A 12,667-nucleotide genomic window follows, 5' to 3' on the forward strand; every position below is an offset into this window, starting at 1 on the left:
TAATTTAGTTTTTTTGTCAATGAGTAAGTCCTATTATCTTAAAAAAAGAGAATAGTTGACTCTTGATAGGGAAAGGGATTCTTATATCCTGGTTCTGGATTATTGCCCGTGGGTGTCTAGCTTAAAAATAGAGAACATTTAAATAACACTGTAATAACCATATATGAATATTTTCTGAGATGTCTATACTGAAAGACACATCTTTGCATACTCTTCACATTATCTGCTGTCAATCTATATATAAGTACTAATTTTTATATATTCCTAACATTAGCTCTTACGGATGCCTACGTAGTGATCAAGATAAAGCAAGTGTATAGCAATATATTGTATCCAAGCAAGAATCATCATAAGTTGCCAGAATTAGAAAAGCAGACATGATCCGACAAAGCCCAAGAACATTTGCAAATCATTCGTACCCATGCTGAAAGTTCAGGAACCAAACCCAACATCTACTCTCTGTTAACAGTAATTGTATTGAATAATCGAATGGGAAGTGCTATTTTAATTACCTACCATTCCGTACCAAGAGTGATGGTAAAGCGCTAATCACGATTAAACAACCACAAAATTATTTTTGGTTAGTGACAACCCAGCCGATAGTTGTACAAATTGTACCTTACTTCTCTTCGTGTGTTTTTCACATTTTTAGAGTTTATAGGCAATTATTTGCAGAAAGCAGCAGGCAAATGCTCGAAGGACTGATCAAAAAATACATATTTGACTTTTGTTCGCAGCGATATCTTTCCTGCGGAACCCTACCTATAGCAAGATCCCCAAAGTTGACGAACATAACCCAACATTTACTCTCTGCTAAAAGTAATTGCATTGAATAATCGAATACAAGGTGCTTACAAAAGCACCTTGTAATCTTTGCTCCTTAGTGATGGCAGAGCGCTGATTTCAGATTAACCAACCACAAAATTGTTGTTGGTTAAAGATAATCCAGCAGATAATTGTGCAAATTTTACCTGAGTAAATGCAGCTGTACTGCCATCTTGGTCATAATACAGGGTACCTGTAATGTTGTTATAGATAAATCGTTGAGCAGTGGTCGTTGCAGATGTTCCGATGGTAAACTGACTTTTCTGAAGTGAACCGATTGATAAGCCGCCACCAAAACCAAAAGCCGATACTTGAATCAGGTCATTAGTGACGTTGAAGTCATAAATACTATCAACGCCTTGGTTATAACTACTGAAAGAAAAAGTATCATTACCGTTGCCATTTACCAGGATATCATTGCCATTGGCACTAGTGAGGGTATCATTCCCATTGCCACCGTTGAGGGTGTTACCATAATAAGAAGAATTAGAGAAGCCTGAGACGGAGAGATAATCATTCCCATCACCTCCGTTAAGGATGTTTCCACCAGTAGGACCATTAACAATTAAGTAATCGTCACCAGTGCCACCGTTGAGAGTGTTGGAAGCTGAACCGGGTGCTTCATTGGAGTAAGAGGCAAACAAAGAATCATTCCCATCGCCCCCAGAGAGCAGATTAAAGGCATCAAAAGAGTTATAATCCAAAGAGTTTATACTCAAGTAATCGTCACCAGCGCCACCGTTGAGTATGTTAGTACCTCCACTACCAATGAGAGTATCATTTCCCGCATTACCCCGCAGCAGGTCGTTACCAGTACCACTATCGAGGTAGTCATTGCCTGTACCACCAACGAGAGTATTATTCCCCGCACCACCGTTGAGGGTATTGTTACCTAAGGCGCCAAAGGCACTAAGAGAATCATTGCCATCGGCTCCAGAGAGGAGGTTATTGCCTGTTGAATTGTCAATATTCAATGTATCGTTCCCCGCACCACCGTTGAGGGTGTTAGTGCCTGATGTGGCAACACTGCGCCCGTAGTAGTCGTTGTACTGGAAGCCAGAGCCAGAGAGATAATCATTGCCATCGCCACCAGAGAGGAGGTTATTCCCTGATGAATAGTCAATATTTAACGTATCATCTCCAGTACCACCGTTGAGGGTGTTATTACCTGATGTGACAACATAAAAACTTTGGTCGTAGTCGTTACGATAGTAGCCAGAACCGGAGAGATAATCATTACCATCACCTCCATCTAGGAGGTTATTGCCTGTTGAATTGTCAATATTCAATGTATCCTCACCAACACCACCGTTGAGGGTATTCTTGCCAGAAGCGGTGGAGAATCCTGCGTAGTAGTCGGAGTAGCCAGAGGCTATGAGAAAATCGTTGCCATCGCCACCATTGAGTAGGTTATCACCTTCTGAAAAGTTAATATTTAATGTATCGTTACCAGCACCACCGTTGAGGGTGTTATCGCCTAAAGAGTTAACAATGCCGTATCTGGTAATATTGCCAGAGGCGGAGAGATAATCATTACCATCACCTCCATCTAGGAGGTTATCGCCTTTTGAAGCGTCAATATTCATGGTATCGTTACCAACGTCTCCAGAGAGGAAGTTATTGCCTGTTGAATAGTCAGCAGTCAAATAATCATCATCAGCACCACCGTTAAGGGTGTTATTACCTGAGGCACCAACGAAAGAGTAGTACTGGAAGCCAGAGACAGACAGATAATCATTGCCATCACCCCCAGAGAGGAGGTTATCGCCTGTTGAATAGTTAGCAGTTAACCTATCATCACCAACACCACCGTTGAGAGTATTATTGCCTGAGGCACCAATGCTATAGTTGTCGTCGCTAGAAGCTATGAGAGAATCATTGCCATCGCCCCCATCAAGCAGGTTATTGCCTGTTGAACTGCTAGCATTCAAGTTATCGTTACCAAGGCCACCATTGAGGGTGTTATTGCCAGAGGCAAAATAGATATCTCCATATGTATTGTCATCATAGTCGCCAGAGATGGAGAGAGAATCATTGCCATCGCCCCCAGATAGGAGGTTATCGCCTGTTGAACCGCCAGCATTCAAGTTAAACTTATTCCTTGTACCACCAACGAGGGTATCATTCCCCGCACCACCAATGAGAGTATCATTCCCTGCACCACCTCTGAGCAGGTCGTTGCCACTCAAGCCGTCAATGATGTCATTACCCCCCTGACCATTTATGACATCATCTGAGTTGTCAAAGCCATTAACATTATTGTTGAGGTCATTAAGAAAGGTGACTGTGTTTTTGTTGAAGATAGTGCTTTGGGTGGAGTTGGCATTGAAGACATCAAAGCTGTCCGTGATGCTAGTTTGCCCATAAAACTCTATATTGCCCAAGTCTACAGTGGCTCCAGTAGATTTGCTGAGGTTATCCAGGTTTTCTAGGGCAAAGTTTTGCAGGATGACTTTGGTATTATTAAAGTCCTGTTCAAAGGTGATTTCCAGATTGCTGCCATTCTGAGTCAGCAGCAGATTTTGAGCAGTAAAGGCAGCACCAAGGAATTTTAGGGTGTCCACTTCAGCAATGACTCCTGCTGTCGGGTTTGTTCCTTTACCTACGCCATTGAAATCGGTGATGGTATCAGTGTTGTTTAAGTAGCCAAAGTCGTAAACAAATGTATTCTTGCCGCCACCACCAGTCAAAGTGTCGTCGCCCTCGTTACCTGTGATGGTATCGTTGCCTGCAAGACCCTTAATCGTGTCCGCGCCGTTACTACCCAGTAGGGTATCATTACCGTTGGTTCCAATGATATTTGCCATAACTTTTACCTACCTAAATCGATTTTTTCAGTAACTTCAGTTCTCAACCTACTGTAAGTGCTGTTTTCGAGCACAAAGATTCGCCTCAAATTGAGGTTTTCGGCATACTTTATCCGTCACCCTTGAGGAATAGTAATATTTTTGGAAGATTCAGCCGATGAAAAGGCTTGTACGTAACATTGAACCTAACTATCTCAAACTATCTAAGTCTTAAGCACTCTACAAATTAATCAGTGTGTTTATTCACGATAATCAGTGATTTCAGGCTAAATTAATCATCTTTGTTCAATAGAAATCACTGAACAAGCATCAAAAAATCTTACAATTGAATGGAATACCTAAAACTCACCCTTCATATTTGGTTTTTTTGTCAGTGCCTAAGTCCTACTAGAAGAGAAAATAGTCAACAGTTGACTCTTGCTTGGGAAATAAATTTTTCTGCCCTCCTTGTGGGCTATTCTGTGTGGATGTCTAACTTAAAAATAGAGAATATCTCAATAGTCTCAAAATAACTACATAGTCAATATCTTACTTAAATGTCTATGCTTAAATAAACATCTTTGCATATTCTTCACATTAGTGGCTGATCAATCTATATATAAATACTGAACTTTGTGTATTCTTCATATTTTTCTAGTTGATAGGCAATAAGAAAGCAGTAGGCAAATGTTTGAAGGAGCGATACAGAATACATATTTTTCTTAGCGATCGCAGCGATCGCTTCTGGTGCGTCTACTACGCGTAGCAACATCCCTGTAGGAGTACGATAAGCTTCTCTACCAGAGGCTATGCCAACGCTAACACCTGGGTTGGGCGTAGCTGCAACTATGATCTTGATCGCCTGACAATATCTTAATATTTAAGCAAGAATTGCTATAAATTAACAAAATTACATATGCAGAGATAATCAGACCAAGCCAAGAACACTTGCAAAGCAGTCGCACCCATGCAGTTGAGCAACAAAACCCAACACCTACTCTCTGTTAACACTAATTGCATTGCTCAATCGAATGTGAGGTTCCGAAAATAGCACCTCGCAACCCGTACTTAGAGTGATGGCAGAGCGCTAATTCCGATTAAGCAACCACAAAATTGTTTTTGGTTAGTGACAATCCAGTAGATAATTGTGCAAATTTTACCTGAGTAAACCCACTTGCACTGCCATCTTGGTCAAAGAACAATGCACCTGTAGTGGAGTCATAAATAAATCGCTGATTGCTTGTCGTTGCAGATGCTCCAATAGTAAACTGATTAGCTGAGAGTGAACCTGGTGATAAGCCGCCACCAAAATCATTAGCCGATACCTGAATCAGTTCATTAGTGGCGTTGAAGTCATAAATAATATCTACGCCTTCATTGTAATTATTGAAAGCAAAGGTATCAGTGCCACCATTTCCATAAAGAATATCATTACCATTCCCACCTGTCAGGATATCATTACCTGCACCGCCAAGAATCGTATCATTACCTGCATTGCCACCGTTAAGTGTATCGTTGCCATTGCTCCCCACAATCTTGTCATTGTATTCTGTACCTGTGATCTTTAATCGTTCGATATTCTTGTAGCTAACCACATTTGTGCCTATCCTAATTGAGCCAATGTTAGTGATGGCATTGAAAGTCGAAGTTATTCCTTCGCTAAGGTAGTAATCAAAGTCATAGGACAATAAATCGTTACCAGCCCCGCCGTCTATCGTATCATTGCCCCCATCGCCCCCATCTATCGTATCGTTACCATTGCTCCCCAGAATGTAGTCATCGTATTCTGTACCTGTGATCTCTAATTGTTCGATATTCTTATAGCTAACTACACTTGTGCCCGCCGTAATTGAGCCAATGTTAGTAGTAGCATTGTAAGTCGAAGTGATTTTCCCAATAGCAGAACTGCCGCGATAATCCAATAAATCGTTACCTGTCCCGCCATCCAGTAGATTATTGCCTGTTGAATACCAATTCAAAAATACATCGCCACTAGCGCCACCAACGAGGGTGTTATTACCAGAGGCACGCTGAATGGAGAAATAATTACTGCTATCACCCCCATACAATAGATTATTACCTGTTGAATAGTCAGCAACCAAGTCATTGTTACCAGCGCCACCAATGAGAGTGTTATTACCTGAGCTATTAGCGATATAGAAAAGATTATAACCATCGCCTCCATTGAGCAAATTATCGCCTGTTGAACCGTAAGCATATAACCAAGTGTCACCAGCGCCACCATTCAGTAGGTTATTGCCTGTTGAAGCATCAACATTCAAGGTATCGTTACCAGCACCACCGTTGAGAGTGTTATTGCCTGAGGCATAAGTATAATAGATATTAAGTCCATCGTTGTAGTCGTAGTAGCCAGAGGCAAAGAGAAAATCATTGCCATCGCCCCCAGATAGCAGGTTATCGCCTAATAAATAGTTAATATTCGAGTTATTGTCACCAGTACCACCAAGGCTGTTATTCCTCGTACCAGCAACAAGAGTATCATTGCCCGTACCACCAATGAGAGTATCATTGCCAGCACCACCTCTCAAAATGTCGTTGCCACTCAAGCCATCGATTTTGTCATTACCTCCCTGACCATTGATAACATCATCTGAGTTATTTAAACCCATAATGTTGTTGTCCAGGTCATTGAGGAAGGTGACCGTGTTCTTGATGCCGATGCTAGTTTCGGTGGAGTTGGCATCCAGGACATTAAAACTATCGGTGATATTAGTTTGCCCATCAAACAGGATATTACCAATAGCTGGTTTTGTCCCAGAAGCTTTCAGGTTATCTAAGTCTTCTAATTTGAAATTTTTCAGGATGACTTTTGTACCATTTACCCCTTCAAAGCTGATTTCCAGATTATTACCATTTTCGGTGAGTAGCAGATTTCGGGCAGTCAACCCAGCACCAAGGAATTTTAGGGTATCCACTTCGGCAATCACTGCTGCTGTTGGGTTTGTTCCTTTACCTACGCCATTGAAATCAGTGATGGTATCAGTGCCGTCGTTGTAGTTGTAAACAAATTTATCTTCGCCACCGCCACCAGTCAGGGTATCGTTACCCTGGTTAGCCGTGATAGTATCGTTACCTGCAAGACCCTTAATCGTGTCCGCACTGTCGCTGCCGACTAGGGTATCATTACCGTTGGTTCCAATGATATTTGCCATAACTTTTACCTACCTAAATCGATTTTTTCAGTAACTTTAGTTCTCAATCTGCTGTAAGTGCAGTTTTCGGGTACAAAAATTCGCTTCAATTTAACGTTCTCGGCATACTTTATCTTTCACCTTTGAGGAACAGTAATATTTCTGGAAGATTCACTCAATGAAAAGGCTTGTACATAGCATTGAATCTAAGAGAATGTCTGAAAAGTTTTTTTGTATACACCTAACCCTTGGAGATCCCCCTAAATCCCCCTTTTTAAGGGGGACTTTAAGACTCTTATTCCCCCTTTTTTAAGGGGGTTAGGGGGGATCAACAAATATTTGATACTTCTCAGACATCCTCTAACTATCTCAAACTATCTAAGTCTTAAGCACTCTACAAATTCATCAGCATGTGCGTTCAAGATAATCGGTGATTCCGGCTAAATTAATCATCTTTATTCAGTAGAAATCACTGAATAAGCATCAAAAAGTCTGACAATTTAATGCCTAAAACTTACTCTTCATATTTGTCTTTTTGCCAGTGCTTAAGTCCTACTAGAAGAGAAAATAGTCAAGAGTTGACTCTTGATTTGGATAAAGATTTTTATGCCCTCCTTGGGGGCTTTTCTATGTGAGTGTCTAGCTTGAAAATAGAGAATATTTCAATAGCCTCAAAATAACTACATAGTCAATATCTTACTTAGATGTTTATGCTTAAATAAACATCTTTGCATATTCTTTACATTATTGGTTGTTCAATCTATATATAAATACTGAACTTTGTGTATTCTTCATATTTTTCTAGTTGATAGGCAATAAGAAAGCAGACAGTTGGGGTGCGGAATGTAGGATATATTTCTAAGCGAGAATTGCTATAGGTTACCAAAATTACAAATGCAGAGATGATTAGACTTAGCCAAGAACACTTGCAAACCATCCGCACCTATGCCGAAAGCACCTATCCAGACGAGTGCTGCGGTATAATTTTAGGCTATCTGGCTAGTGAGGGCAAAATTGTGGTAGAAATCATGCCAACAGAAAATGCCTGGAATACAGAAGCGGCTGCTGAGTTTCCAGGCGAACGCACAGCAGAAAGTAAAAGACGGCAATATGCGATCGCACCCGAAGTTATGCTAAAAACACAAAGAGAAGCACGCGATCGCTCACTGAACATTATCGGTATTTTTCACTCCCACACAGATCATCCTGCTATCCCTTCAGAATGCGATCGCCTATACGCTTGGCAGGGATACTCGTATATAATAGTTTCCGTCCAAAACGGCAAAGCTGGAGAACTCGAAAGCTGGAGCCTTGATGATCATCATCAGTTTCAAGCAGAGGCAATTGAAAATATAATTTAACGGCTTAGTTTAAAGACAGTCTACTTGTAGCGGTTTTCGCCGCCCCCACGGATGAAAACTTGTCTTCCCCACTCTCTATGTCCTATGAAGATACAGTTTTTCGATAGGATTAATATTCCGCTCTCCCAGATGATAACTACTATGCTCAATCCCAATCTGGATGAAATCCAGTTGACTAAAGACGATTACGAACGCTACTCCCGACACCTGATTTTGCCGGAAGTGGGACTAGAAGGACAGAAGCGCTTGAAAGCTGCCAGTGTACAGTGTATCGGTACAGGTGGACTAGGTTCACCACTACTTTTATATCTGGCGGCGGCGGGTATTGGACGCATCGGGATTGTCGATTTCGATGTTGTTGATACTTCCAACCTACAACGCCAAGTAATCCACGGTACATCCTGGGTAGGTAAACCCAAGATTGAATCGGCAAAAAACCGCATTCACGAGATTAACCCCTATTGTCAGGTTGATCTCTACGAAACTCGCTTGAGTTCCGAAAACGCCCTGGAAATCCTCCAACCTTATGATATAGTGGTAGATGGTACCGATAACTTCCCCACCAGATATCTAGTTAACGATGCCTGCGTATTGCTGAATAAGCCCAACGTCTATGGTTCAATTTTACGCTTTGAAGGGCAAGCTACTGTATTTAACTACCAAGGTGGGCCAAATTATCGTGATCTTTTCCCAGAACCACCACCACCAGGAATGGTTCCGTCTTGTGCAGAAGGTGGCGTATTGGGGATTTTACCAGGAATTATTGGTTTAATCCAGGCAACTGAAACTGTCAAAATCATTCTGGGACAAGGTAATACCCTGAGTGGACGGTTGCTGCTATACAACGCTTTAGATATGAAATTCCGGGAGTTGAAGCTGCGTCCTAACCCGATTCGCCCAATCATTGAAAAACTGATAGACTACGAACAATTCTGCGGAATTCCACAAGCTAAGGCAGAGGAGGCAAAACAGCAGATGGAAAGTCAAGAAATGACCGTCAAGGATTTAAAGGAGTTGATAGATAGTGGTGCAAAGGATTTTGTACTGCTAGATGTCCGCAACCCCAATGAATACGACATTGCTAAGATTCCTGGTTCAGTGTTGGTCCCCTTACCAGAGATTGAAAATGGCAATGGCGTTGCTAAGGTGAAGGAAATATTAAACGGTCACCGCTTAATTGCTCATTGTAAGATGGGCGGGCGATCGGCAAAAGCCCTCGCCATCCTCAAGGAAGCCGGGATTGTCGGGACGAATGTCAAAGGCGGAATTACCGCTTGGAGTAAAGAAATCGATCCGTCAGTTCCGGAGTATTAAAAAACGTGAGTTCGAGGGGTTATGTAGTGTTCGCCTAATCAGCGGAATCAAAAGACCTCTAAGAAGGTTTTACTACGCAAAACCGTCCCTCTCCGACTTGGAGAGGGAAATACTTAAACTTTAGGGACTTCCAAATCAAAAAATATCCCAAAACTGATGCAAAAATCCTCTCTGTTTCTCCTCTCTGTGTCTGGAGTGGTAGCCTGCGGCAATCCGCTTCTCTACGTCCGCGCAGCGTGTCGCAGACAGACGCTCTGCGAATGCGTCTACGTTTATTTGGATAATTTATTCTTGGAAATCCTTTAGTTCAAGTCAGGGAGAGGTTGATTTAACTCAGGTTAAAAACGCACAGCCCACTTTGCTAAAGATAAAATGAGAAAGACAAGGAGGATGAGGGAGTTTTGAGTGCTGAGTGCTGAGTCTTGAGTGGGAATCTTACTTCTTTAATAAGCTGTTCCACATTTAAATTGCATAAATTGTAAAATAGATATATACGTACATCTAGGATTATTATACTTGCCAAAGGTTTTCTAGCTCAATCTCAAAAAGACAATTTACAAAAAGCTTTAAAAGATAGCGATCGCTCTCAATTTACACAGAGAATATTGATGTTACTAAGGCATTAAACAAGCTTTTCAAGCAGTTGGAATTGACAATTTCTAAGTCTGCAATGCAATTACTCTAAACCTACAGGTTTAACCCCAGGAACTGTAATTAAACGTCCTGGGATTGTCTTTGATCTCATGCTATGAGTTCAGAGGCGCGATCGCCTGCTGCTTTGTCATAGCATGTTTGAGGGCTTTCTCCAAATCTTGTTGACTTTCAGAAATTTCAACTTTCAATGGACAGGTCATAATGCTCACGTTCAGCGCACACCTATTTTATTTTGGTGCATCTGTCACACAGAAGATACAAAAGAATCAGTGGTTGTTTTAGCTACAGGTTTAACTTGACTCAACAGACTGTGCAATTTCTCCCCTTCAATGACTTCTGTTTCTAAGAGTTGAGTAGCGATCGCTTCTAGCAAGTCTCGATTCTCTCTGAGAATATTTAGGGCTTGTTCGTGGGCTGTTTCCACGATTTCCTTGACTTCACTATCAATAGCTTTGGATGTGTCTTCACTCACCGCCCGCCGGGGATTAGCCGCACCATTACCCAGGAACATTGCTTGTTGTCCTTGTTGGTAAGCTAGTGGCCCTAAGACTTTGCTCATACCATAAGCTGTTACCATCCGTTCTGCCAAGTCAGTTGCTCGTTGCAAATCGTTGGAAGCACCTGTTGTAATGCTATTAAACACAATCTCTTCAGCGGAACGTCCACCTAACAAAGTAGCAATCTGACCGCGTAATTCTTCTTCATTCATCAAAAAGCGGTCTTCAGTAGGTAATTGCAGAGTGTAGCCCAAAGCTGCCATCCCACGGGGAATAATCGAAATCTTTTCTACACGACCGTTTCCTGTTGTTAGCGCTCCTACCATTGCGTGACCAACTTCATGGTATGCAACAATCTTTTTCTCAGTCTCGTTCATCACCCGACTCTTCTTCTCTAAACCGGCGACTACCCGCTCAATTGCTTCAGCAAAGTCTTCTTGAGCAACACTTTGACGGAGATTACGAGCTGCCAATAATGCCGCTTCATTTACCAAGTTTGCCAAATCTGCGCCAGCAAAACCAGGGGTACGAGTAGCGATCGCTTTTAGATTCACATCATCTCCTAGTTTCACCTTTTGAGAGTGAATCTTGAGAATTGCTTCACGATCAGATAAATCGGGACGGTCTACCAATACTTGGCGGTCAAAGCGACCTGGACGCAGCAATGCTGGGTCTAGTATTTCTGGGCGGTTGGTAGCTGCTAGTACAATTACTGTTGCATCCCCAACTGCAAACCCGTCCATCTCTGTTAATAATTGGTTGAGGGTCTGTTCTCGTTCATCGTTACCACCGTAAAAGCCGTTACTGCTACGAGACTTACCGATCGCATCCAATTCATCAATGAATATAATACAGGGAGCTTGTTTTTTGGCCTGTTCAAACAAATCCCGGACTCTGGAAGAACCCACACCGACAAACAATTCTACAAACTCCGAACCAGAGATGCTGAAGAATGGAACTCCTGCTTCCCCTGCTACGGCTTTTGCTAAAAGCGTCTTACCTGTACCTGGAGGGCCAACTAACAGCACACCTTTGGGAATCCTAGCGCCAATTTGGGTAAAGCGTCCTGGAGTCTTGAGGAAATCCACAATTTCCACTAACTCAGTTTTCGCTTCTTCTACCCCAGCCACATCTGCAAAGGTGATTTTAGCTGATTCACCTTCAACATAAACCTTAGCTTTGCTTTTACCAATAGAGAGAACACCTTGGGGACCACCGCCACCAGCACCACGGGCGAGAAAGAACTGCCAAATGCCAATAAAAATCAGTGGTGGAATTACCCAACTCAAGAGGGTTGTAATCCAAGTATTCTTAGGTGGAGGTGTAGCAGCGAACTCAATTCCTTTTTGTTCTAGCAGTTTGGGTAACTCTAAATCAAAGATTGGTGTAGTTGCAAATACCTGGCCCGGCTCGGCATTTTCTGTTTTTAGTTGGTAAAGGATCTGGTTTTGACCAACAGAAACGCGGCTGACTTCCCCTTCCTGTACTTGATGAATAAATAGGCTATAAGGAACACCAGCTGGGCCAGAAGCAAATAAACCAGGCAAAAACAAATTTAAGAGCAGGAATAGCCCTGATATTGCCAGCAATATATTAGCAATGATCCGAAACCGAGGTGACTTAGGCTGTTCTTTAATTGCCATAGATGTTGTTACCAATCCTTAGAATGAAAACTGTTGAGAATGTGACTTTCTGGGAAAGTTGGCATATTTACCATCCGAATAGTTGAAGCAGCAGCTTATACTGTTTCCAACCAATCAAAAATTTGGGCTAACTGATCCAGTGTTACCAGCCCATACTGCCAGAGGGTCATGGCTAAAAAGTTGGGGGTCTGCTCACAATGTCGCAAAGCAAGAGAAATTGCTCCACCAGAAATACCCAACTCCTCTTCTAAAAAATGCACTAATTTATCTGTCGCTTTCATAGTAATGTTAAACAATGTTAAATAAGTCTTATTTCTGAGAGAGCTTGACTTGTGTGATGTAATGTCCAGGCTGGATCACAAAGTTGTTCAGTTTATCTTGATCGTCAAGGATACTATCGCTTTTCATAAATTCTCCTGTGTAGCAATGTTTGCA

General features: G+C 42.0%; 6 protein-coding genes and 1 pseudogene. 2 read left to right on the top strand and 5 right to left on the bottom strand.

Annotated features, from left to right (window positions below; genetic code table 11):
- Positions 1-908 precede the first annotated feature (908 nt).
- From V7K48_RS16470 to V7K48_RS16480, 3 genes and pseudogenes are all read right to left on the bottom strand, one after another.
- Positions 909-3,632: pseudogene (locus V7K48_RS16470) on the bottom strand (beta strand repeat-containing protein); the annotation flags it as partial.
- Positions 3,633-4,224: 592 nt separating this feature from the next.
- A complete protein-coding gene (locus V7K48_RS16475; RefSeq protein WP_335074217.1) occupies positions 4,225-4,383 on the bottom strand; it encodes a hypothetical protein in 159 nt (52 codons plus the stop codon).
- A gap of 325 nt (positions 4,384-4,708) precedes the next feature.
- A complete protein-coding gene (locus tag V7K48_RS16480) occupies positions 4,709-6,784 on the bottom strand; it encodes a beta strand repeat-containing protein (RefSeq protein ID WP_335074220.1) in 2,076 nt (691 codons plus the stop codon).
- A gap of 881 nt (positions 6,785-7,665) precedes the next feature.
- Here V7K48_RS16480 and V7K48_RS16485 point away from each other — a divergent pair.
- Both V7K48_RS16485 and moeB read left to right on the top strand, forming a co-directional pair.
- Positions 7,666-8,124 (top strand): M67 family metallopeptidase, encoded by a 459-nt coding sequence (locus V7K48_RS16485; RefSeq protein WP_335074222.1) that lies wholly within the window; start codon positions 7,666-7,668, stop codon positions 8,122-8,124.
- Between the two features lie 141 nt (positions 8,125-8,265).
- Entirely contained in the window at positions 8,266-9,438 is a 1,173-nt protein-coding gene (moeB, locus tag V7K48_RS16490; RefSeq protein WP_335074224.1) for a molybdopterin-synthase adenylyltransferase MoeB, read from the top strand.
- 898 nt (positions 9,439-10,336) lie between these two features.
- Here the strand turns inward: moeB and ftsH4 are convergent.
- Complete coding sequence (gene ftsH4, locus V7K48_RS16495) at positions 10,337-12,232, bottom strand: ATP-dependent zinc metalloprotease FtsH4 (RefSeq protein WP_335074226.1); 1,896 nt, start codon at positions 12,230-12,232, stop codon at positions 10,337-10,339.
- A gap of 95 nt (positions 12,233-12,327) precedes the next feature.
- Positions 12,328-12,513 (bottom strand): DUF2949 domain-containing protein, encoded by a 186-nt coding sequence (locus V7K48_RS16500; protein WP_229548018.1) that lies wholly within the window; start codon positions 12,511-12,513, stop codon positions 12,328-12,330.
- Between the last annotated feature and the right edge of the window lie 154 nt (positions 12,514-12,667).

Origin of the sequence: Nostoc sp., from assembly GCF_036919615.1 — a bacterium.
Lineage (GTDB): Bacteria > Cyanobacteriota > Cyanobacteriia > Cyanobacteriales > Nostocaceae > Nostoc.